23 protein-coding genes are annotated in these 22,155 nt (G+C 70.0%); 13 read left to right on the top strand and 10 right to left on the bottom strand.

The window, feature by feature from the left end; translation table 11 throughout:
* Window positions 1–87: 87 nt before the first annotated feature.
* Window positions 88–1,614, bottom strand: a complete 1,527-nt coding sequence (locus K6U06_RS02640) for an MFS transporter (protein WP_262320334.1) — start codon at window positions 1,612–1,614, stop codon at window positions 88–90.
* A gap of 390 nt (window positions 1,615–2,004) precedes the next feature.
* Window positions 2,005–3,297, bottom strand: coding sequence for a SulP family inorganic anion transporter (locus tag K6U06_RS02635; RefSeq protein ID WP_262320491.1), 1,293 nt, complete (start codon window positions 3,295–3,297; stop codon window positions 2,005–2,007).
* A gap of 331 nt (window positions 3,298–3,628) precedes the next feature.
* Between K6U06_RS02635 and K6U06_RS02630 the strand changes: the two genes are divergently transcribed.
* The 3 genes from K6U06_RS02630 to K6U06_RS02620 are packed head-to-tail and all read left to right on the top strand — an operon-like array spanning window position 3,629 to window position 6,733.
* Complete coding sequence (locus K6U06_RS02630) at window positions 3,629–4,477, top strand: GntR family transcriptional regulator (protein ID WP_262320333.1); 849 nt, start codon at window positions 3,629–3,631, stop codon at window positions 4,475–4,477.
* A gap of 16 nt (window positions 4,478–4,493) precedes the next feature.
* The gene (locus K6U06_RS02625) at window positions 4,494–5,852 is read left to right on the top strand and encodes an arylsulfatase (RefSeq protein WP_262320332.1); all 1,359 of its coding nucleotides are present in this window, start codon (window positions 4,494–4,496) and stop codon (window positions 5,850–5,852) included.
* Between the two features lie 29 nt (window positions 5,853–5,881).
* Complete coding sequence (locus K6U06_RS02620) at window positions 5,882–6,733, top strand: formylglycine-generating enzyme family protein (protein WP_410050968.1); 852 nt, start codon at window positions 5,882–5,884, stop codon at window positions 6,731–6,733.
* A 45-nt stretch (window positions 6,734–6,778) separates the two neighbouring features.
* Here K6U06_RS02620 and K6U06_RS02615 read toward each other — a convergent pair whose 3' ends face one another.
* Window positions 6,779–7,345, bottom strand: a complete 567-nt coding sequence (locus K6U06_RS02615) for a pyridoxamine 5'-phosphate oxidase family protein (protein ID WP_262320330.1) — start codon at window positions 7,343–7,345, stop codon at window positions 6,779–6,781.
* Window positions 7,346–7,503: 158 nt separating this feature from the next.
* Between K6U06_RS02615 and K6U06_RS02610 the strand changes: the two genes are divergently transcribed.
* Window positions 7,504–7,974, top strand: coding sequence for a peroxiredoxin (locus K6U06_RS02610; RefSeq protein WP_262320329.1), 471 nt, complete (start codon window positions 7,504–7,506; stop codon window positions 7,972–7,974).
* Window positions 7,975–8,064: 90 nt separating this feature from the next.
* Complete coding sequence (locus K6U06_RS02605) at window positions 8,065–9,075, top strand: hypothetical protein (protein ID WP_262320328.1); 1,011 nt, start codon at window positions 8,065–8,067, stop codon at window positions 9,073–9,075.
* Between the two features lie 17 nt (window positions 9,076–9,092).
* On the opposite strand, the gene K6U06_RS02600 is transcribed toward K6U06_RS02605, so the two are convergent.
* Genes K6U06_RS02600 through K6U06_RS02585 form a run of 4 tightly spaced genes read right to left on the bottom strand, consistent with a single transcriptional unit; the run spans window position 9,093 to window position 12,150 of the window.
* Entirely contained in the window at window positions 9,093–10,079 is a 987-nt protein-coding gene (locus tag K6U06_RS02600) for a zinc-binding dehydrogenase (RefSeq protein WP_262320327.1), read from the bottom strand.
* Window positions 10,080–10,131: 52 nt separating this feature from the next.
* The gene (locus K6U06_RS02595) at window positions 10,132–10,713 is read right to left on the bottom strand and encodes a GNAT family N-acetyltransferase (protein WP_262320326.1); all 582 of its coding nucleotides are present in this window, start codon (window positions 10,711–10,713) and stop codon (window positions 10,132–10,134) included.
* A gap of 32 nt (window positions 10,714–10,745) precedes the next feature.
* Complete coding sequence (locus tag K6U06_RS02590; RefSeq protein ID WP_262320325.1) at window positions 10,746–11,600, bottom strand: acyl-CoA thioesterase; 855 nt, start codon at window positions 11,598–11,600, stop codon at window positions 10,746–10,748.
* A 58-nt stretch (window positions 11,601–11,658) separates the two neighbouring features.
* Window positions 11,659–12,150, bottom strand: a complete 492-nt coding sequence (locus tag K6U06_RS02585) for a DUF1707 domain-containing protein (protein ID WP_262320324.1) — start codon at window positions 12,148–12,150, stop codon at window positions 11,659–11,661.
* A gap of 155 nt (window positions 12,151–12,305) precedes the next feature.
* On the opposite strand from K6U06_RS02585, the gene K6U06_RS02580 reads away from it, so the two are divergent.
* The 5 genes from K6U06_RS02580 (at window position 12,306) to K6U06_RS02560 (ending at window position 15,295) form a co-directional block, all read left to right on the top strand.
* Window positions 12,306–13,025, top strand: coding sequence for a sensor histidine kinase (locus K6U06_RS02580; protein WP_262320323.1), 720 nt, complete (start codon window positions 12,306–12,308; stop codon window positions 13,023–13,025).
* An 88-nt stretch (window positions 13,026–13,113) separates the two neighbouring features.
* Window positions 13,114–13,587 carry a pyridoxamine 5'-phosphate oxidase family protein gene (locus K6U06_RS02575; RefSeq protein ID WP_262320322.1) on the top strand — a complete coding sequence of 158 codons (474 nt, stop codon included), beginning with the start codon at window positions 13,114–13,116 and terminating at the stop codon, window positions 13,585–13,587.
* Complete coding sequence (locus K6U06_RS02570; RefSeq protein WP_262320321.1) at window positions 13,584–14,381, top strand: enoyl-CoA hydratase/isomerase family protein; 798 nt, start codon at window positions 13,584–13,586, stop codon at window positions 14,379–14,381. Before K6U06_RS02575 ends, K6U06_RS02570 begins: the two co-directional genes overlap by 4 nt.
* Window positions 14,382–14,432: 51 nt before the next feature.
* Window positions 14,433–14,909 (top strand): hypothetical protein, encoded by a 477-nt coding sequence (locus K6U06_RS02565; RefSeq protein WP_262320320.1) that lies wholly within the window; start codon window positions 14,433–14,435, stop codon window positions 14,907–14,909.
* A complete protein-coding gene (locus K6U06_RS02560) occupies window positions 14,906–15,295 on the top strand; it encodes a DUF3817 domain-containing protein (RefSeq protein ID WP_262320319.1) in 390 nt (129 codons plus the stop codon). Before K6U06_RS02565 ends, K6U06_RS02560 begins: the two co-directional genes overlap by 4 nt.
* A gap of 77 nt (window positions 15,296–15,372) precedes the next feature.
* Here K6U06_RS02560 and K6U06_RS02555 read toward each other — a convergent pair whose 3' ends face one another.
* Window positions 15,373–16,197, bottom strand: a complete 825-nt coding sequence (locus K6U06_RS02555) for an amidohydrolase family protein (protein ID WP_262320318.1) — start codon at window positions 16,195–16,197, stop codon at window positions 15,373–15,375.
* Window positions 16,198–16,278: 81 nt separating this feature from the next.
* Between K6U06_RS02555 and K6U06_RS02550 the strand changes: the two genes are divergently transcribed.
* A complete protein-coding gene (locus K6U06_RS02550) occupies window positions 16,279–16,473 on the top strand; it encodes a ferredoxin (RefSeq protein WP_262320317.1) in 195 nt (64 codons plus the stop codon).
* A 58-nt stretch (window positions 16,474–16,531) separates the two neighbouring features.
* A complete protein-coding gene (locus K6U06_RS02545; RefSeq protein ID WP_262320316.1) occupies window positions 16,532–18,649 on the top strand; it encodes an acyl-CoA dehydrogenase family protein in 2,118 nt (705 codons plus the stop codon).
* A gap of 100 nt (window positions 18,650–18,749) precedes the next feature.
* On the opposite strand, the gene K6U06_RS02540 is transcribed toward K6U06_RS02545, so the two are convergent.
* A complete protein-coding gene (locus K6U06_RS02540) occupies window positions 18,750–19,949 on the bottom strand; it encodes a thiolase family protein (protein WP_262320315.1) in 1,200 nt (399 codons plus the stop codon).
* Between the two features lie 58 nt (window positions 19,950–20,007).
* The gene (locus tag K6U06_RS02535; RefSeq protein ID WP_262320314.1) at window positions 20,008–20,400 is read right to left on the bottom strand and encodes a Zn-ribbon domain-containing OB-fold protein; all 393 of its coding nucleotides are present in this window, start codon (window positions 20,398–20,400) and stop codon (window positions 20,008–20,010) included.
* A gap of 191 nt (window positions 20,401–20,591) precedes the next feature.
* Here K6U06_RS02535 and K6U06_RS02530 point away from each other — a divergent pair, with 191 nt between their 5' ends.
* The gene (locus K6U06_RS02530) at window positions 20,592–22,154 is read left to right on the top strand and encodes an acyl-CoA synthetase (protein WP_262320313.1); all 1,563 of its coding nucleotides are present in this window, start codon (window positions 20,592–20,594) and stop codon (window positions 22,152–22,154) included.
* Window position 22,155: the final 1 nt, after the last annotated feature.

Below are 22,155 nucleotides of genomic sequence, written 5' to 3'. Positions count from 1 at the left end.
CGGTTGGCCCGTCGAACCCGACCGCTGCCGGATCCGTCCGTCAGGGCGGCGCAGAGCGGTCGGGTTTGACAGGCCAGGAAGTCCCGACTAGGTCGGCAAAGCGGCCGGGATGAGCCGACTGGAGGGATCGGCCAGGTTCAGGTCGATGTGCTGGTCGGCCCACTCGCTCTCGACGTCGACGCCGATCGGTTCCCAAGGGATCAGCAGGACGGCGACCAGTATGACCAAGGGGCACGCTGCCAAGGTGGCGAAGGTGGCGGAGAACCCGAGGGCCGATTGCAGTATCGGGAAGATCAAAAACCCGATGACACTCCCGATCCGGAGCATGCCTTGGGTCCAACCGACTGACGAGCCGCGGATCACAGTGGGGAACGACAGCGTCCCATACGCCATGCACTGCGGGCCGGGACCGACGGTATGGCCGAGCATGAACAGGCCGACCATGAGCGCCTCGCTGAGGCCGCTGTGGGCGGCGTGACCCACGCCGATCCCGATCAGGCCGATGGCGGCCAGCACAGAGCCGAGGAGAGCGAGGGGGCGGATGCCGGTGCGATCGCAGATCCAAGCCTGGACGCTGGAACCGACTAGGCCGACAGCGCTGAAGATCGCCCCGCCCAGGAGGGCTTTGAGGAGGCTTTGCCCGAAGATAACCTGGGAGATGACCGGCAGGTAGAACACCACGGCGTAGTACTCGATGCTCTGCGCAAAGCCCAGCACCGCGGAGAGAGTGGCCCGGCTGCGATAGCGGCGACTGAAGAGAATCTTGACGGTTGCTTTCGCATCGGGCCGGGCCCGCACGGTCGCGGCCACCGTCTGGGCGGCGACAGGGTCCACTTCGACCTCCAGGTTGCGGGTGCGACGCAGGATCCGGGCCGCTTCGTTCAGGTCTCCTTGATGGGCAGCCCACAGCGGGCTCTCCAGCATGTAGCGGTAACGGAGGAACAGCAGGACCGCCGCCGGCACGGCGCCGAAACCGACGGCCATGCGCCACAGCGATCCTCCCGCACCCAGTTCGTAGCCAACCCAGCCGGCGCCATATCCGAGGATGGCCGCCAAATACCAGTTGGCATAGCTGGAGTTGACGAACCGGCCCCGTCGGGCTTTGTCAGAGAACTCGGCCACAAAACACAGTGCGACAGGAAAGTCCAGACCCACGCCGATGCCCATCAGGAGCCGGAAGGCCACCAAAGTGGGAAGGTTGGGAGCCAGGGAGGCGCCGATGGCGGCTACCACCAATAGCCACAGGTCCAGGGAGAACATGCGACGCCGGCCCAGCTTGTCGACGAAGTATCCGCCAATGAGGGCCCCGAACAGGGCGCTGGCCGCCATCGCCGCGGAGACTTCTCCCACCTGGGTGCTCGTCAGATGGAACACATGTTTGAGCTGCACAGTCCCGATGCTCATGCTGGAGAAGTCGTAGGCATCAACGAACACTCCTCCCAATGCGATCATCATCACCAGCAGGGTCTGGCGAGCCGCCCGTCGGCGCTGGGCCGGATCGGCGGCTGCGTTGGCGGTGTCGACAGCACGGACGACGTCGTCGGCATTTCGTAGGACCAGCGGCAGGCCTGATCCTGTCGCGGTGAGTGCTTCAGTCGGCCCACTTCTGATCATCATTCGCTCCTCGGCGGTGGCGGTCGGTAGGGCCGATTCGGGCGGCCCTCTTGCAAGGAGTTTCCGGGTCGAATGTTTCACCCGATGTGTCGTCTCGTGAAGCGGGAGTTACGCCACCACAGCGCCACCGATGACGCCAGCAACGGGGGGTCCTACGCCACTGCTCCGCCACCACAGATGATCCGGGCGGCCCAGCTCTTTCGCCGAATTCCAGGTGACTGACCCGCCAGGATTGATCCCGCTAGAGGGACTCCCACGTTCGGATGCCCCGACGGTTTCCGACGTTGCACTGGTCCCTCCGTCCAGGGCGATCGGCCGGTGACCGCCAGCTCGGCCGCGTTCGTAGAACCGCCTGAGGTGATAACCGTATGGCCCCACCACCAGAAGGCCCTACCGGTCGACCGGGAGTTCGACTCGAGGCGCTTCTCCGTGCTCCGGCTCAGAGAACCACCCACCGGTGCCTCTCTGGAGCCGGCTGGTAGTCGCGTAGGCGAGGACCCCGGCGACGACTCCGATGGCCAGGTCGCTGGTGGCCACAGTGGAGGCGACGGTGACGATCAGTGCGATCCTGTCCGCCCAGCTGGTCTGGCGGAGCCTGCTGGGGCGGATGGAGTCCCGGTCGAAGGTTGTGGCGGCCACGACGATCATCACTGCGGCCAGCGCGGCCATGGGCACTTGGGACAGCTGGCCCTTGACCAGCGTCGCGAAAACCAATATGGCCACGCCGGCAGTGAACGAAGACAGGCGGGTGCGGCCGCCGCTGCGCAGGTTGATGACGGTCTGGCCGATCATGGCGCAGCCGCCCATGCCCCCAAAAAAGGAAGTGATGATGTTGGCAGCGCCCTGGCCGCAACATTCCCGCGCTTTGGAGCTGGAGGTTGCGGTCCACTCGTCGACCAGCTGGGCGGTCATCAGAGATTCGAGGAGACCCACAGCAGCCACGGCCACGGCATAGGGCACCACGGTCGCGATCACCGAGCCTGACCACGGCAGGTGGGGGAAGGCGGGGTGGGGAAACGTCCAATGAGCCAAGTCCCCTTTCTGGCCCAGGGTGACCACCTGCAGGTGACACAGCTCGCTCACCGAAGTCACCGCGATAATGGCGATCAACGGGGCCGGCACCGGTCGCACCCATCGTGGAATGAGCACCACCAACCCCAGGCCCATGGCCGTGAGCGCGTAGGTGGGCCAGGCAACGTGGGTCAGGTTGGGCAGCTGAGCCGACAGGATGAGGATTGCCAAGGCGTTGACGAAGCCGGTGATCACACTTCTCGGCAGCCGCCGAAGGAGTCGGGCCACGCCACCCAACCCGGCCGCGATCTGCAGGACGCCAGCCAGGATGAGGGTGCTCCACAGGTAGGACAGACCGTGCTGATGCACCAGAGGTGCCACGACCAGGGCGACCGAGCCGGCGGCGCCTGAGACCAGGGCCGGTCGGCCTCCCAGCACAGACGTCGCGATCGCCATGGTGGCGGCGGTGAGCACCCCGACCAGGGGATTGAGTCCGGCCACAACCGCGAATGAGATCGACTCCGGCATAAGGGCGAATGCTCCGACAAGACCGGCAAGAACTTCACGGCGGCCGACTTGCAGCGCCCTGCTTCCTTTGGTCCTCCACCGTGGCAGCGTCTCGGTGAGGGGAGGGGCGGATGGCCGGACCAGGTCGATGGATTCGCTGGTCATCTGGGCCTTCGCGTTCTGGGGGGGCATGACCGGGAGGGTGGCCGCAACTTGTTCGTGACTCGTTACCTGGTGATGAACGCGTCGTTGCGCCACCAAACCGCCCCCGATACAGGTCATTGACCTGCCGGGGGACCGGCCGCAGCCGTCGTTGCGCCACCTTCCCGGGCCCAGACGCACGAACGAGACAGCGAAGGACGGCTCCCCCTCGCTGGTGGCGTTACGCCGCTTCTTTCGCTGATTTCAAGGGCCCGACCGGCTCTGACGTGCATTGTCGTAGTGGCGTAACTCGCCTGTAACCGCCGGGCCGGGTTTGGGTGGTCATCATGACTGCGTGCCCCCCAAACCCCATCGCCGGTCGGTGAGGAGCCTCACCCCGGAGTACGAGGGGCGCCGGGCCGACGCGGCCCGTTGGATCCGAGACACCTTGCGTCAGCAGATCCTCGACGGGGCGTTCGGGGGTCTGGCCGCCCCCCGGCCGATGCTGCCCACCGAGACGGCGCTGGCCGCCCAGATGGGCGTCAGCCGCAACGCAGTCCGCGGAGCACTGGATCTCTTGCGGGCGGAAGGTCTGGTCACCCGGATCCCCGGCGCTGGGACCTTCGTCACCGGGGCGAAGCTCCGTCAGCACCTGGATCGCCTAGAAGGGCTGGCCGAGTCAATGGCCGGCCATCAACTCCCCGTCGTCAATCGGGTACTGGCCGCTCGGATGGCGGCCGCCACCTTGTTCGTGGCCCGACAACTGGCAGTGGCCGAAGGCTCGGAGGTGGTGTTCGTGGAGCGACTCCGATCCGTGGGCGGCGTCCCGCTCTCGGTGGAGACCAGCTACCTCCGCCCCGCGGCGGGACGAGTGCTACTGGGCAACGACCTTGCCCGGACCGACATCTTCGCTCTCCTGGAGCGCCACCTGGGCCACCGACTGTCTCGAGCCGAGGTCACCATAGAGGCGGTTCCCGCAGACGACACGGTGGCAGAGCTTTTACAGGTCCGGGCCGGATCCCCGCTCCTGCTGTTGCAGCGCCTCACGTTTCTGGACGCCGACAGCCCCTTCGACTTGGAGGCCATCCGTTACCGAGCGGACCGTCTCCAGCTGGTCACCACCCTGTCCCGCGACCTGCCGGGATCGGCCGACTCTTCCACTACGACCCCTCCACCAGACCCCGGCGTAGCCGGGAACGATTGATTAGAAAGGACCTGTCGTGCCTGAGGCACCGAACATTCTGTATTTCCACGTCGACAACCTCGGACTCGGAGAGTTGGGCTGCTTCGGTGGCGGAATCCTCCGCGGCGCCGAGACCACCCGTATGGATGCCTTCGCCCGGGAAGGCCTGAAGTTGTCGCATTTTGTGGTCGAGCCGCAATGCACCCCCACTCGTTCCGCGCTGATGACCGGCCGGTACCCAATCCGCTCGGGGAACCACACCATCGCCCTGGGCGGCAACGCTGGCGGGATCGTGGCCTGGGAGGAGACCATCGGCGACATCCTGTCCCGGGCCGGCTACGCCACCGCCTGCTACGGCAAGTGGCACATCGGCGCCGAGGACGGCCGCTGGCCCACCGACCACGGATTCGACGAGTGGTACGGTCCGCCGCGCACCTACGACGAATGCTTGTGGCCCGACGACCCTTGGTACGACGGCGAACGCGACGGCTACGCGTACATGTACGAAGGAACCAGAGCCGATGGGGTGAAGCCCATCTTGGACCAGCAGCTGACGAAGAAACTCAAAGGCGAGGTGGACGCCGAATACGACCGGCGAGCCAAGGCCTTCATGCGCCGCTCCGTGGCCGACGGCAAGCCCTTCTTCCTCTACCACAATCACTCGCTCATGCACTTCCCGATGGTGGCCCGTCCCGAGTTCCACGGTCAGAGCACCAACGGCGAATGGGGTGACTGCCTACTGCAGCTCGACCACGACTTCGGCAGCCTGCTTGACGAGCTCGAAGCACTCGGCGTGGTGGACAACACGATCGTGATCTTCGCCGGCGACAACGGGCCTGAAGATCACCTATTGGGCCGCGGCACGGCCGGGTTCTTCGACGGCTCCTACTTCAGTTCTGCCGAGGGGGGGATCCGCACCCCGTGCCTGATCCGCTGGCCCGGCCGGGTCCCGGTCCGGGAGAGCAACGAGATGGTGCACGTCACTGACATGTTCACCACCCTCGTGCGCTGGGCCGGGGCGGAGATACCTGACGACCGGCTCATCGACGGTCGCGACCAGAGGGACTTCTTCACCGGTGAGGAGAGATCCGACCGGGAGGGTTGCATGGTCTGGCTGAACGACGAACTTCACGCCGTGAAATGGTCCCAGTTCAAGATCAACTTCAAACGCCAGCAGCACTTCCATGATCCCGAGATGCCGCTCGGTTTCGCCCGGATCATCAACCTGCTCGAGGACCCCAAGGAACGGGAAGCGGTCAACCAGACCCATGTCCGGTGGTGGGTCATGCAACACGCCCACAGGATCATCCGCTCCTTCGAGGACAGCGTCAGGACCGAGGCGCTCATCCCGCCTGGCTCGGCCATCGATCACATCCCCGAGAGGACCTCGGCGTGACCGACACGATCACCTCGGGGGTGTCGGAGATGGTCGACCTCGGGGGCGGGACGTTCCTCATGGGATCGAACGACTTCTATCCCGAGGAACGACCGGTCCGGGAGGTCACCGTGGGGCCTTTCTCCATCGACCGCCACCCGGTGACCAACCGCCGGTTCGCCCGGTTCGTGCTCGACACCGGTTACGTCACACTGGCCCAGCGCCATCCCTCCTCCCAGGACTACCCCGACGCCGACCGCGAGCTACTCGTCCCGGGATCGTCGGTGTTCGTCCCCCCGAAGCGGCCGGTCGACCTGCGCGACATCCGCAACTGGTGGGCCTACACCCCAGGCGCAGACTGGACTCATCCCGAAGGGCCGGCCAGCAGCCTCGACGAACGCTGGGATCACCCGGTTGTGCACGTCGCTCACGCTGACGCCTGTGCCTACGCCACCTGGACCGGGAAGCAACTGCCGACCGAAGCCGAATGGGAGCTCGCCGCTCGCGGCGGGCTCCCCTCGGCCCCCTACGCCTGGGGGGATCAGCTGAACCCGGGCGGCCGGCGGATGTCAAACACCTGGGAAGGACAGTTTCCTTACCAGCGCCTCAACAGTGAGCATGACAGAACCTCCCCGGTCGGATGCTTCCCGGCCAACGGCTACGGACTGTTCGACATGATCGGCAACGTCTGGGAATGGACCGCCACCCCCTCGCAGCCGGACCGGCCACGATCCTGCTGCTCGCCCAGCACCGCCGAGCCAGAGGATGAACGATGGATCGTCAAAGGTGGGTCATTCCTCTGCGCCCCTAACTACTGCCGCCGCTACCGGCCCGCCGCCCGCCAAGCTCAACCAGCCGACAGTTCGACCAGTCATATCGGCTTTCGCTGCGTCAGCCGATAGCGACCCGGAACCTCCGGGTGCCGTACTGGCCGCCCCCGGCGAGGGTCAGTCAGCCAGTCCGGCCAGCCCGTCGATGCTGCGAGCGTTGTTCTTTGACTGGTAGGCGGCGATGCCGTCGGGACCCTTACCTCTGGCCCAGTTGTCCATCGCCGGGCGGTGCGCCCTGAAATTCATGAGCGGCACGCCGTAGCCGCAGGAATCGGCTACCCGTTCGACGTCCATCACGATGGCGCTGCGCACCCCGATGCCGTCGGGGTCCCCGCCGCGTGAACGGAACGCGCTGGCCAAGCCGTCCCAGCCGTCCTCGCCGGGGACGACGGCGCGGGCCCGGCCGTGGAAGCGGATGATGCGCGCCGGGCCGTCGAAGGCGCACCACATCATGACGATGCGGCCGTTCTCTCGGAGGTGGGCGATGGTCTCCACCCCGCTGCCCGTCTGCTCCAGGTACGCCACCCGGCGCTCGTCGAGGACGGCAAGCTCCCCGCGGTTGCCCTTCGGTGACACGTTGACGTGCCCGTCCTCGGCGAGCGGGGCGGTGCCGACGAAGAACACCGGTTGGCTCTGCACCCACTCCGCCATCCGGTCATCGATGCTGTCGTAGCTGCGGCCCATCCCGCCATTGTCCCCCGAGGCCGGTGGCGGCGTCGAGGGTGTTCCCGACCGGGAGCCGGCCGTCCGGGGAAGACCGGAGTCATCCTGGGCTCAGCCAACGGCGGAGGAAGTGCCCGGTGTGCACCACCCGCGCCGCTGCGGGTCGTAGGGTTCGGGGGATGAAGCCCGGAGACCAGGCGCCCGACTTCGAGCTGGCCGACGAGACCGGCACGACCACGCGCCTGTCGGACCTGCTCGCCCGCGGACCAGTCGTGCTCTTCTTCTACCCGGGGGCGATGACCCCGGTGTGCACCAAGGAGAGCTGCCACTTCCGGGACCTTAAGGCCGAGTTCGACGCGCTCGGCGCCCAGCCCGTGGGGATCTCGGCCGACAACGTCGACAAGCAGAAGCAGTTCGCCGACACCTACTCGCTCGGCTTCCCGCTGCTCTCAGACCGCGACGCCACCGTCGCCAAGGCCTACGGCGTGCACCGCAGCCTCCCTGGCCTGCCGAACAAGCGGGCCACGTTCGTGATCGGCCGCGACGGGCGAGTCCTTGACGTCGTGCGCTCCGAGCTGCGCGCCAGCGTCCACGCCGACCGGGCCCTCGAGGTACTCGGCCAGCAGGCGCCGGCCGGCGGGGTCGGCTGAGTCCTCCCGCCGCTGCGCCGGTGGCGACCACCGGTCGGTGTCCGCGTGGCGCGGCGCGCCCCACCGCATGAGCCAGGAACAGACGATCACATGACCGAACCCAGAGGACCCGAGGACGACCCCACGGTGATCTTCGGCGCTGACGCTGCAGGCGCCGGCGAGCCCGCTCGAGGTGGCGGCGAGCCCAGCGTGGCCGGCGCCGACCCGACCCGGGTGCAGCCCGCGGCCGGTGGCGGCGGGGGCGGCGCGCCCCTACCCCCTCCCGGGTTGGGCGGGGGCGGTTACGGAGACGGGCCGGGACCCAACGGCGCCGGGCGCGACGCCCGCCAGCGGGCGCTGCTGGCTGCCGCTGGGGTGCTGGCGATCGCGATCATCGTGGTCGTGGTGCTCCTCGCCACCCACTCGAACGGCTCGACGACCGCGTCGGGGTCCTCGACCACTGCGGCGCCGTCAACGACGGTGGCTGCGACGACCACCACCGCGGCGCCGTCCACGACCTCGACGCTGCCCGCGACGACCACCACCACCACCACCGTCCCGCCTCCCGCCACGACCGTGGCTCCGACCCCGCAGGCTGCTCTCAACGCGATCGCCGCCACCCTGGGCCCGACTTACGCGGTGAGCCCGATCGCCGGCCAGGACAAGTCGATGTTCGCGGCGATCGACCACCCGGCCGCGCAGTCCGGCGGGGGGAGCACCGTCGTGGTAGACGTGTACCAGTACCTGAACGGGGCGTGGCAGCCTCAGGCCAGCGTGCCGCTGGGCGCCGACGGCAGCACCGGTTTGCTGCTTCCCGCCAGCCAGCACGCCACGCCGATAACCGTGACCGCACTGACCGGATCGGCCGACCCGGACTACGCGGTGACGACCGCGTCGGCGTCGGCGCTGATCACCACGATCGTCTCCGACCAGACCGGCAAGTGGCGGGCGGTGCCTTTCCAGGCTCCCTCCGGGACGGTGATCGGTGTCCCCGACGCCATCGTGCGCCAGACCACGATCGCGGCGACGTTCAACTCCTGCACCCCGACCTGCGCGACCGGCGGCGCCAAGCAGGTCACCTTCGCCTACAAGGGCGGGACGTTCGTGCCGCTGGCCGGCTGAAGCAGGCCCGGGTCGACCTACCCGGGTGCCAGGCTGGGGGCCAGGGCCAGCTTGCCGGTGACCCGCCGGCCGAGGAGCGCGTCGAGCGCTTCGCCGGCCTGCTCGAGAGGCAGCATCCTCGGCTCGGTCGGGTGGAACCGGCCGTCGGCGACCCCGGAAAGCACCTCTTCGGTGATCTCCTGGCCGAGGCCCGGGCGGCGCGGCAGCACGCCGCCCAGCTCCACGCCGACCACCGTCCGGCTGTTGAGCAGCACCAAGTTGAGCGGGATCTTCGGGATCGGACCGCCGGCGAAACCCACCACGTGGTAGCGGCCACCGAAGGCCAGCGCCCGCAGCGCCGGCTCGGCCAGCTCCCCGCCGACGGGGTCGACCACGACGTCCACCCCGCCGCCTGACAGCTCCCGGACCCTGGTCTTCAGGTCCTCGTTGAGGGTGTCCACCGCGGCGAACGCCCCGGCGGCCATCGCCGCGGCCCGCTTGTCGGCGCTCGACGCGGCGGCGATGACCTGAGCGCCGAGTCCGACGGCCACGTCGACGGCGGCCAGGCCGACCCCGCCGCCGGCCCCGAGGACCAGGATCTTCTCCCCGGCCCGCAGCGGATCGCGCCGGGTCAGCTCGTAGACGGTGGTCATGTAGCTCTGCAAGACGGTGGCGCCGACGCCGGCCGCGACGCCGTCGGGGAGCCGCCACACCTGGCCGCGGCCGGTGACGAGCGTCTCGGCGAACCCGCCGGTGCGGGCCTGGGCGACCACCCGCTCCCCCACCGCCAGGTCGAACACGTCCTCGCCGAGCGCCGCGACCCGGCCGGCCACCTCGGCGCCGGGGACGAAGGGCACCGGGACCGGGAACTGGTAGCGGCCGCCGACGAGCAGCGCGTCCACGTAAGTGACCCCGGCCGCCTCGACCGCCACCAAGACCTCACCGGCCCCGGCGACGGGGTCCTCGACGTCCTCGACGACGAGGTCGGCCACCGCTCCCAGCTGCTTGCACACCACCGCTCGCATGACCAGCGAGTCTGCCAGCCAGCGGCGCCCGGCCGCCGGGACCGCCTGGCGTCTAGCGGTGCTCGTGGCGGGGCGCGGGCCACGCCCCGGCGTGCACGAGCTGCTCCCACCGGCCGGCGGTCAGGACCAAGACGTGGACGTCCAGCTGCCTCTGGGGCAGGGACGTGATCCGGTCGAGGGTCAGGCCGAGGCGCTCCATCACCGCGCCCGAAGCCACGTTGCCCGGCTCGTAGATGCTGACCACCCGGTCCAGGTTGAGGCTCTCAAACCCCCAGCGGATCGTGGCCGCGCCGGCCTCGGTGGCGTAACCCCGACCCCGGAACGCGGAGCCGAGCCGCCACCCGACCTCCACCGCCGGCAGGACCTCCGGCAGGAAGTGGGGCACCGACAGGCCGGCCCATCCCGCCAGCAGCCCCGACGACCGCTCGACGACAGCGTGGACGCCGAGGCCCTCCTCGTCGTAACGGGCGAGGGTCCGCTCGAGGAACTCCTCGGTCTCCGCCTTGGTCTGGCCCCGGCCGAGCGGGAAGTGCCAGAACGACTCCTCCTCGTGGAGGGGCACCAGCGCGTCGAGGTCGTCGGGGACGAAGGGGCGCAGCACCAGGCGGTCAGTCTCGATGACGGGGACGGCCATGGAGGCGAGCCTAAGCCGTGCCGGCCTGAGAGTCACCTGGGCGGGCGGATCACGCCCTCTTGTACCACCGACGCGGCCAGCACGCCGTCACGGGTCCAGATCCGACCCCGGGCCAGGCCCCGCCCCGAAGAGGCGGAGGCGGTCTCTTGGTCATAGAGCAGCCACTCGTCGGCCCGGCACGGGCGGAGGAACCACATCGCGTGGTCGAGGCTGGCCATCATCCCGGGCCGCTCGTTGTCGGCGAGATGAGGACCCACGGTCACCCCGAGGAGGGTGAGGTCGGAGAGGTAGGTGAGCACGCAGGTGTGCAGGACCGGGTCGTCGCCCATGGTGCCGTTGGCCCGGATCCACACCCGCCGATGGTACGGGTCGTCGTCGGGGACGGTCCGGGCCTCGATGGGCCGCACCGAGTGGAGGAAGTCCAGCCGCACGTCCTCGGGCAGGTCGCTCTCGTCTCTCGGGACGGCCTGGTCCGGTCCGGGCACATCCGGCGCCGGCGCCTGGTGCTCGTAGCCGGCCTCGGGGGCGTGGAAGCTGGCCTGGAGGTTGAAGATCGCCTTGCCCCCCTGGATCCCCACCACCCGCCGGGTGGTGTAGCTGCGGCCGTCGCGGAGGCGGTCCACCTCGTAGACGATCGGCATGCTCGGGTTGCCAGGCCGGAGAAAGTAGGCGTGGAGCGAGTGCACCGGCATCGCCGGGTCGACCGTCCGGCTCGCCGCGACCAGCGACTGCGCGGCCACCTGGCCTCCGAACACCCGGGTCTTGGTCTCCGGCGGCGAGTAGCCGCGAAAGACGTTCAGTTCGATCGTCTCGAGGTCGAGCAGTTCGAGGAGGCGGTCGAGGGGCTGCTCCTGCCCCGAACCGGACAGGGAGGACGGGACGGCCATGGGCGCCATCCTTCCCGGACCGGGCCGGCGGGGACCAGTCCGCCGGGGACGACCTCCCTCAGCGGGGCTGGGCGCTGCCCAGCCGGCGGGAACGGGACCGGTTCCGGCGCAGCGCCGAACCCCAAAACCACGGCCCGAGGAACCACACCGGCCACGCCAGGCCGTGCGTGGCGGCGGTCAAGGCGATGGCCACGACCAGCCAGAGCATCCACACGGACCCGGCCCCGCCGCCCCGCCCGGCGCAGGCCACCGGCGGCGCCCAAGCCTGGCGGGAGGCGTGCGGCCCAGGGGGCGCCGGTGGCGGCCCGACGAACGGGCCGGCGGGGGCGGCGGCCGCGGCCGACGGCGGGCCGTCGGCGCGAAGCGGCGGCAGGTCGGCCATGACCGGTCGCAGGTCACCGAACGTCTTGGCCTCGTACACCGCGTCGAGGCGCTCGGCGTACTCGTCCATGCTCAAGCGACCGGCGACGGTGTGGCTGCGCAGATCCTCCGCGGCCTGCTCCCGCTCCGCATCGCCGATGCGCATGGTGTCGGGCATCCGTTGGCTCATGTCGACCTCCCGGCCTCCAGCCTAAGGCATCGTCGCAGCTGCGCCCAGTGCGCGGCGTCCGGAGGCGGGCCTGACATTTGTCACCTGCCGGGGCTCGGCTGCACGCGCCGGCGGCGACGTGGCATGCTCCTGGGCGAGGGGCAGGGACGCGCGAGATGACCAACCACCGGATCGAGCACCACGACGGGGCATCCCGGGCCGACCACCTCGGAGAGGCCGACGACCTCCTGGCCCTCAGCGCCCACGAGTTGCGCGGCCCCGTCGCCGCGATCGTCGGGTTCGCCGAGACCGTCCGTGACCGCCGGGGGCGGCTGAGCGAGCAGCAGCTCGACGACGCCCTCGACACCATCGTCCGTCAGGCCCACCGCCTCGACGGGCTGCTCCAAGACATCCTGCTGCTCGCCGCCGGCCGGGCCGGCCTGCTGCAGCTGCGTCCGGTCACCCTCTCCTTGAGAGACGCCCTCCTCGAGGTGGTGGCCGACGACGGCGTCGACCCGGCGTCGGTCACGGTGGTCTGCGACCCCGACGTGCAGGTCTTCGTGGACCCCCGCCGGTTGCACCAGATGGTCACCAACTACCTCACCAACGCCAGGATCCACGGGTCGGCGCCCTACACCGTCGAGGTGAGCGTCGGCGCCGGGAGGGTCCGGGTGGCGGTCGGCGACGCCGGGCGGGGCGTGGCGGAGAGCCACCGGTCCCGGCTTTTCGAGCGTTTCGAGCGGGCCGGCGCGGATCCGTCGGTGGCCGGCAGCGGGCTGGGCTTGGCCGTGGTGCGGACCCTGGCGGAGGCCAGCGGCGGGTCGGCATCCTTAGATCCTGGCCCCCCGCACCGCTTCGTCCTGCAGCTGCCCGTCGTCCCTGCGCCGGCCCGCTAACCCCCCGCCGGGCTCCCCGACCGCAGCCCGCCGGGCAGTCCCCGTAGCCGCAATATAGTGTGCGGATTATGAGAGCGAAGGGGAGGCGGTGAGCGAGACCCGCAGACCGACGGTACGCATGAACGACGAGGAGCTGTGGGCTTTCGTTCGTGATGGGCACACCGGGGTTCTCACCACTCTGAAGGCCGACGGGTCCCCGGTCGCCCTGCCGGTCTGGTACGCCTTCGTCGGCGGGGCTGTCTACACCACCACGCGGGGCAAGAAGCTCCTGCGGGTGAGGCGCAACCCGGTCAGCTCGTTCCTCGTCGAGGACGGCGAGCGGTGGGCGGAGCTGCGAGCGGTGCACATGAGCGGACACGCCGAGATCGTCGACCCCGACGCCGACTTGCAGGCCGCTATCGACGCCGAGATGGCTCGCAAATACGCCGGGTTTCGAACCGCACCGAAGAAGATGCCCGACGCGACCCGAAGCCACTACGCCGCCGAGTCGGCCGTCGTGCGCTTCACACCGGACGGCAAGGTCCTCAACTGGAACAACGCGCACCTCGGGGTGGACCAATGAGCGAGGTCCCCGGTCTCGCCGTCGCCGCCGACGGCGCGGTGCTGGCCCTCACCCTGGAGCGACCGGACAAGGGGAACGCCGTCACCGCCGAGATCGCCGCGGGCCTGATAGATGCCATCGAGACCGCCAGCCAGGACGACACGACCCGCGTCGTGATCATCCGCGGGCAGGGCAAGAACTTTTGCTCCGGCTTCGACATCTCCGGAAACCGGGGCGACGGCCCCCAGCCAAGGGCCGGCCACATGGAGCGGCGCCTGGCCGCCGGGGCCCACCGTCTCATAGAGACCATCCAGTACGCGCAGGTGCCCGTCGTGACGGTCGTCGCTGGCTGGGCGGCCGGGTTCGGCAACGTCTTGGCCCTGAGCGGCGACTACGTCGTCGCTGACACCAGCGCCAAGTTTTGGGTGCCGTTCGTCGGGCGGGGATTCACTCCTGACAGCGGCACTACCTGGATCCTGCCCCGCCTGGTGGGGATGGCCCGGGCGAAGGACATGGTGCTGCGGTCCCGCCCGGTGGCCGCGGAGGAAGCGCTGCGGTGGGGGCTGATCAGCCAGGTCACCGAGCCCGGCGACCTGGAGGCCGCGGCAGCGGCGATCGTCGCTGAGCTCGCGGCGGCGGCGACGGTGTCGGTCGGCCTGGCCAAGCAGCTCCTCGCCCAAAACAGCAACGCCACCCTCTCCGACAGCCTCCGCAACGAGGCCATGACCGAGGAGCTGGCGATCCGGACCGCCGACTTCAAGGAGGGCATGCGGGCCTTCGGCGAGCGGCGCGGCGCCACCTTCGAAGGCCGCTGAGCCGCAGTCCTGCCGTGCCGATGGCACCTGGGTGCTTCTAGCATCGGTGCCGTGCAAAAGTGGGTGACACGCCGGGCCTTCTTATGGCACGCCCTGCTCATCATCATCGTGCCGGGCTGCCTGATCGCCGGCTGGTGGCAGCTCGACCGGGCCATGAGCGGCAACGGCTTGAGCTGGGCCTACACCTTCGAGTGGCCGATCTTCGCCGTCTTGGCGGTTGTCGGGTGGTGGCAGTTGATCCACGAGGCGCCCGAAGAGGTCCAGGCGCGCAAGGAGGAGCGGCTCCGCCGGGCCAAGCAGATCGGTCCGCCCACCGCCGACCCGATACCGGCCCCGACCCGGCTGATGCTCACCACCACCACCGGCCCCGGCCTGCTCCCTGGGCCAGGAAGCGAAGGGGCCACCGAGATCGAGGAGTCCAAGATCGAAGCCGCAGCCGCCGCCCTCGACCGCTACAACGACTACCTGGCCTCGTTGAAGGACAAGGGCAAGGCCAAGACGTGGCGCAACCCCCAGGGACTGCCGTGAGCACCGCTCCCCGGATGGCCCGCTGGGGGTCGCTCGAGTCGTCCCTTGCCCGATACCGGGTGATGGCCTACGTCGTCGGCGTGGGACTGGCGGTCGTGGTGTTCGTGGGCATCCCGCTGCAGGTCTGGGCCAGTGACGACATCATCGTGCAGATCGTCGGCACGGCCCACGGCTACCTGTACATCGTGTACCTGGTCTGTGCGCTGGACCTGGCCCGCCGGGCCCGCTTCACCCTGACGGAGATGGCGGCCATGGTGGGTGCCGGACTCATCCCGGTCCTGGCGTTCGTGATCGAGCGCAAGATCTCCGCCAAGGTGCGCTCAGGCAGCACGGTCCCGTGGCGTTTCCCCTGGCAGAAGCACACCGAACCCGTTGACCGGGCGTAGGGCTCCTCACCGCCGGCCCGTCGGGGGCTGCCCCTAGCAGCGCCTGTCGCCGGCGACTCGGACTGGCGCCGGAGCGGTCAGCCCGCCACTTCCTCTACGAGGCGGCGGGCTGTGCCGCCGGCGACCGCGGCGCGGGCGTCGCCGAGTTCGAGGCGGTCGAGGCCGGCCAGCGCCTCGGCTGCGCTGAAGCCGGTGTTGGGAGCGTCGCTCCCGAACAGCAGCCGGTCGGCCAGCGCCCGGGCCGCCGGCGCCGGGACGTCGACCAGTTCGAACACCACTGGGGTGAGGTCGGCGTGCAGTGAGGGGTGGAGGGTCATCAGCTCGAGGGTCCGCGCCGCTGCCGCGTGTCCGCAGTGGGCGACGACGACCCGAGCCTCGGGCCAGCGCGCTGCGACGACCCCGATGGGTTCCAGCTCGGCGGCTCCAGTGTGCCCCGACACGCCGTGACCGGCGTGGACCACTACCGGCAGCCGGACCTCCGACACCCAGTCCCACACCGCGTCGAGGCGGGGATCGTCTGGCGAGTGGTCGCCTACCGAGCAGTGCAGCTTGAGGACCCGGGCCCCGAGGTCCTCTACCGCCCGGCGCACCACCCCCACCGGGTCAGCGTCGCCGGGATGGACCGTCGCACCGGCGATCACCTCGACTGGGCCGGCGGACTGAGAGGCCGCGATTGCTGCCGTGGACGCGTTGAGTGCGTCCGCAGCGCCGGGCCGGCGGACGTAGGGCAACGTCCATGCCGCAGCGATGCCGTCGGCCGCCAGGCGGGCGCAGATCTCGTCGTGGTCGAGGGGGTAGGCGAAGCGGGCCGGGTCGATGCCGTGGTCGGCGAAGAACGCCCGGATGGCGCTTCCGAGTCGTTCCGGGAGGAGATGCACGTGACTGTCCACGAGTGCGGGCACCCCGGCAACGCTACGCGCTGACCCGCCCTGTTTCACCGACCCAATCAGATAGCGAGTTACTGGAATCAGTAGGATGTTTACATGAAGGTGACGATCGACACCGACCGCTGCACCGGCCACGGCCGGTGCTATTCGCTGGCTCCTGAGGTGTTCGAGGCCGACGACGAGGGCTACGGCGCGGTCATCGGCGGCGGGGACGTGCCTGAGGCGCTCGCCGACAAGGTGGAGCTGGGTCGGGCCAGTTGCCCCGAGCAGGCCATCACCGTCACCCAGTAGACGGCCGCAGGCACCCGCTGGCCCCTGCTCGAACCCGCACCCCCGTTAAGGAGAACCCATGACCCTGGCCATCACCGAAGACCACCGCCTGCTGGCCGAGACCGCTCGAGCGGTCCTCAACCGCCAGGGCGGCATCGCCGCGGCGCGCGAGGCGACCGACTCGGGCAGTGACAAGCTCCCGGCGTCCTGGGACGAGCTGGTCGGGCTGGGTTGGTTGGGCCTGGCCGTCCCCGAGGATCTCGAAGGCCAGGGCTACGGCCTCCCCGAGCTGGCTGTCGTCCTCTACGAGCTGGGCCGGTCCGTGACGCCCGGGCCGTTCCTGCCCACCGTGTGGGCGGCGGCGGTGCTGGCGCGCTGCGCTCCCGACGACCTCAAGGCCTCCCTCCTGCCGGACCTGGCCACCGGGCGGCGCAGCGCAGCGGTGGGCTTGGATGCCGGGGCCGTTGCCGGCGGGGCCGGAGCCGACATCGTCTTGCTCGTCGACGGCGACGACATCGTCGTGGCCGAGCGGGCCGCGCTGAGCTCCGAGGCCCTCGACAGCTTGGACCGGACCCGGCCGCTGGCGTCGGTGACCCTCACCGGCGCCCCGGTAGGGCGCCTCGCCGGCGCAGCAGGCGCGGCTCGCGACCTGGGGCGGACCCTGGCCGCCGCCGAGGCGGCGGGCGTGGCCTCCGCCTGCCTGGATGCCGCCAACGCCTACGCCAAGGAGCGCGAGCAGTTCGGCCGGGTCATCGGCAGCTTCCAGGCGGTCAAGCACCACCTGGCCAACATGCTCGTCGACACCGAGCTGGCCACGGCCGCGGCGTGGGACGCCGCGCGCGCCGCTGACATCCCCGCCGGGACCGACGGCGCCGACATGCAGCTGCACCTCGCTGCCACCGCGGCCGCGGCGCAGGCCTTCCCCGGCGCGGTCCGAGTCGCGAAGAAGAACATCCAAGTGTCCGGCGGGATCGGCTTCACCTGGGAGCACGACGCCCACATCTACCTGAGGCGAGTGACGACCCTACGAGCGCTGTTCGACGGCGACCCCGACCCTGCGGTCGAGCTGACCGTATCGGTGCGCGGCGGCGCCCGCCGCGCCGAGGGCGTCGACCTACCGCCCGAGGCCGAGGAGTTCCGGGCCCGGGCCGCGGAGGCCCGCCAGCGCATCCTGGCCCTCCCCGAAGGCGAGCGGCGCGCCGAGCTGGTCAGCTCCGGGTACCTCTTCCCGCACTGGCCCGCACCGTGGGGCCGCGGCGCCGGCGCAGTGGAGCAGCTGGTCATCGACGAGGTCTTCGCCGACGTCGAGCGGCCCGACATGGGCATCGGCGGGTGGGTCACCCTGACCATCGCCCAGCACGGCACTCCCGACCAGCTCGAGCGCTTCGTCGGCCCCAGCCTCCGCGGCGAGCTGATGTTTTGCCAGATGTTCTCCGAGCCCAACGCCGGTTCGGACGCCGCGGCCATCCGGACCAAGGGCCAGAAGGTGGACGGCGGCTGGCTGGTCAACGGTCAGAAGGTGTGGACCTCCAACGCCCACCTGTCCAACCGGGGCTTCGCCACCGTGCGCACCGATCCCGACGGGCCGAAGCACGCCGGCGTCTCCATGATGGTCATCGACCTGACGTCGGAGGGGGTGGACATCCGCCCCCTCAGGCAGATCACGGGCGAGGCCCACTTCAACGAGGTGTTCTTCACCGACGTGTTCGTGCCCGACGACGACGTGGTGGGCAAAGTCGGCGACGGCTGGAAGGTGGCCCGGGCCACCCTCGGCAACGAGCGGGTGTCCATCGGCGGTGGCCCCGGCTTCGGCACCCCGGCCCGCGACTATGCCGCTGACGCCCCCGCGGACGGCCGCTTCGACCACGAGCTGGGCGAGCTCATCGCCGAGGCCATGGCCCAGCGGGCGCTTCAGCAGCGCCTGGTGGCCCGAGCCGTGGAAGGCGCAGAGCCTGGGGCCGAAGGCAACGTCACCAAGCTGGCGTCAGGCGAGCTCACCCAGCGGGTGTCGGACCTGGCCCTGCGCATGGCCGGCCCGTCGGGGGTCATCGGCCCCGTCGGAGCGGCCGGCGCCGGTCGGGCCTACGAGTACCTGAACGCACTGTGCCTCACCATCGCCGGCGGCACATCGGAAATTGTCCGCAACCAGATCGGCGAGCGCCTCCTCGGCCTACCCCGGGAGCCCCTCCTCAAGTAGGCCGCTCCTGGGCTCGAAGCGAGGGGACGCGAAAGCGGGGCCGGGCGTTACGCCCGGCCCCGCATTCGCGGCACTGCTGGTACTGACGACTGGCAGAGACCTACAGGCCGGACTTCTCCAGCACGTGGATGCCGCACGCAGACCCGAGGCCGATGACGTGGGCCAGGCCGACCTTGGCGCCCTCGATCTGGCGGTCACCGGCCTCGCCCCGCAGGTGGTGGGCGATCTCCCACACGTTGGCGATGCCGGTCGCGGCGATCGGGTGGCCCTTGGACTCCAGGCCGCCGGACACGTTGACCGGGGTCTTGCCGTCGCGCCAGGTGGCACCGGAGTTGAAGAAGTCCGCGGCGCCGCCTTCCTCGCAGAGCATCAGGTTGTCGTAGTGGACCAGCTCGGCGGTGGCGAAGCAGTCGTGCAGCTCCACCAAGTCGAGGTCCTCGGGGCCGATCCCGGCCTTCTCGTAGGCCTGCTTGGCCGCGTTGCGGGTCAGGGTGTTGACGTTGGGCAGCACCTGGCAGGCCTCCTCCCACGGGTCGGTGGTGAGGATCGACGCGGAGATCTTGACCGCCCGGCGCTGCTGCTCCTTGGAGAGGGTCTTCAGCTTGGCGTCGCTGACCAGCACCGCCGCGGCGGCACCGTCGCAGTTGGCCGAGCACATCGGGCGGGTGTTGGGGTAGCTGATCATGATGTCGCCCATGATCTGCTCGAGGGTGAACCGCTTGGAGTAGGCGGCGAGCGGGTTGAGCGTGGAGTGGGCGTGGTTCTTCTCGGAGATCTTGGCGAACAGCTCGAAGCTCGTCCCCCCGTACTTGTGCCCGTACTCCATCCCGATCTGGGCGAACACGCCCGGCATCGTCTCGGTGCCGATGCGCCCGTCGACGGGAGCGACCGCCCCGAAGCGCCCCTCAGGGGTCCACTCGTCCTTCTCGGCGCCGCGCGAGCCGCCGGCGAGCAGCCCCGCGCCGGCCAGCTTCTCCACGCCGACCGCGAGGCCGGTGTCGATCTCCCCGGCCTTGATCGCCATGTACGCGACCCGTAGGGCGGTGGCCCCGGTGGCGCAGGCGTTGGCCACGTTGTACACGGGGATGCCGGTCTGGCCGACCTGCTTTTGCAGGGACTGGCCCTGGGTGCCCCCGACCAGGTTGCCGTAGGCCAGCAGCTGGACGTCTTTCATGGTCACGCCGCCGTCGGCCAGCGCGGCCATGGTCGCGTCGGCGGCCAGGTCGGTGATGTCCTTGTCGGGGTACTTGCCGAACTTGGTCATCTTGATCCCGAGGATCCAGACGTCGTCACTTGCCATCAGTAGTGCTCCTTTTGTCGCAGAAGGGGTGAATGCCGGATGAGGTGGGCGCGTTCACTCAGGACACCGGCTCGAAACCGAAGCCGATTGCGTCGACGCCGCCCTTGTCGCCGAGGACGTAGGTGGCCAGGCGGACCTTCATGCCGAGGGTGACCGCTTCGGGGGTGGGGTCGCAGTTGATGATGTTGGCCCGGACGCTGGTGCCCTGGCAGTCGATGGTCGCGGACACGAAGGGGACCGGGATGCCGGGGGCGGCCATCGACACGATCGTGAAGGCCCGTACCTCTCCCTCGGTGGGGACGTCGACCTTCTTGAACTCGGTGGCGAAGCAGCTGGCGCAGGCGTTGCGGCGGTCGAAGAACCGGGCGCCGCAGGTGGTGCACTCGTTGGCCACCAAGTGGGGCTGGTCGCCGAGCACCAGGTAGTCGACGAAGGGGATCTGATCGGGCATCGGGCTCCTATGAGGGATCGAGGCGGGAGTGATGATGGCGCACCACCGGTGGCTCTCACCCCCCCGTTATCGGTGCAACCGTCTAACTGTTTGTCCTCTCCATCGTATGGCCTGGCGAACCCGGCGCGCCCGTCTGCCCCCGGCGGGCGCGCCGGCGCGGTAGAAAGTCGCAACCAGACGACGGGGAGCCGATGACCGACGACACGCAACCGCAGACCCTGGCCCTCCACGCGTCGAGGGCGCCGGGACACCCGGCGGCCATCGAGGCTGGCACCGGGCGGGTCAGGACCTACGCCGAGCTCGACGAGCGCTCCTCCCGCCTGGCCCACCTGCTGGCCGCGGCGGGCATCGAGGCCGGGTCGCGGGTGGCGGTGGTCCTCGGCAATTGCGTCGAGTACTTCGACACCACGTGGGCCACGCAGCGCTCCGGGCTGTACGTCACGCCGGTCAACTGGCACCTGACGGCGGCCGAAGCGGCCTACATCGTCGCCGACAGCGGCTCCCAGGCGCTGGTCGCGTCGCCGGAGCTGGCCGGCCTGGTCGGCCCGGACCAGGTGCAGATGGCCCCGCCGGCGCTGCGCTTGTGCACCGGGGCCGGCGACCCGCCGGCCGGATTCGCTTCCTTCGAGGAGGCGCTGGCCGCCGCCCGCCCCGAGCCGCAGCGCGACGAGACCGAAGGCTCGGTGATGTTCTACTCGTCGGGGACCACCGGACGGCCCAAGGGCATCAAGCGGGCCGCGGTCAGCGCCCCGTACGGCACTCGCGGCGGCCTCGAGACGCTGATGAGCCTGTTCTACGGGTTCTCGCCCGACTCGGTCTACCTGTGCCCGGCGCCGCTGTATCACGCGGCGCCGCTCGGCTGGTCGATGGGTGTGCAGCGTCTCGGCGGGACCGTGGTGGTCATGGACCGCTTCGACCCGGTCGAGACGCTGGCCAACATCGAGCGCTTCGGGGTCACCCACGTGCAGATGGTGCCGACGATGTTCGTGCGGCTGTTGAAGCTGCCCGAGGAGCAGCGCAAGGGCTACGACCTCTCCAGCCTGCAGACCGTCATCCACGCCGCGGCCCCCTGCCCGGTAGAGGTCAAAACCCAGATGCTCGACTGGCTGGGCCCGATCATCCACGAGTACTACGCCGGCAGCGAGGGCAACGGGTTCGTCGCCATCGGCCCCGACGAGTGGCGGTCCCATCCCGGGTCGGTCGGCCGGGCGCTCACCGGCACCCTGCACGTCGTCGGCGACGACGGCCGCGAGGTGCCGCAGGGTGAGGTGGGGACCATCTACTTCGAGGGCGCCGAGGGCGCTCCTCCGGCGTTCGAGTACCACAACGACCCGGGCAAGACCGCGGCGGCGTTCAACACCGCGGGGTGGAGCACGCTCGGCGACTTGGGGTGGCTCGACCCGGACGGCTACCTGTACCTATCGGATCGTCGCACCAACCTGATCATCTCCGGCGGGGTCAACATCTACCCGGCGGAGATCGAAAACGAGCTGGCGCTGCACCCCGCGGTGGCCGACGTCGCGGTGATCGGCGTGCCAGACCCGGAGATGGGCCAGCAGGTGAAGGCGGTGGTGCAAGCCGCGGAGCCGGCGGCCGCGGGACCGGCGCTGGAAGCGGAGCTGATCGAGTTCTGCCGGCAGCGTCTGGCCCACTTCAAGTGCCCCCGGTCGGTGGACTTCGTCGACTCCCTGCCTCGGCTGCCGACCGGGAAGCTGGCCAAGCGGCTCCTAGTCGAGCGCTACGAAGCCGGCTGAG

The sequence above is a fragment of the Acidiferrimicrobium sp. IK genome, from assembly GCF_025499425.1.
In the GTDB taxonomy this organism is placed as follows: domain Bacteria; phylum Actinomycetota; class Acidimicrobiia; order Acidimicrobiales; family Palsa-688; genus Acidiferrimicrobium.
Note: the sequence above shows the minus strand (reverse complement) of the source record. Positions and strands in the feature narration are given on the sequence as shown.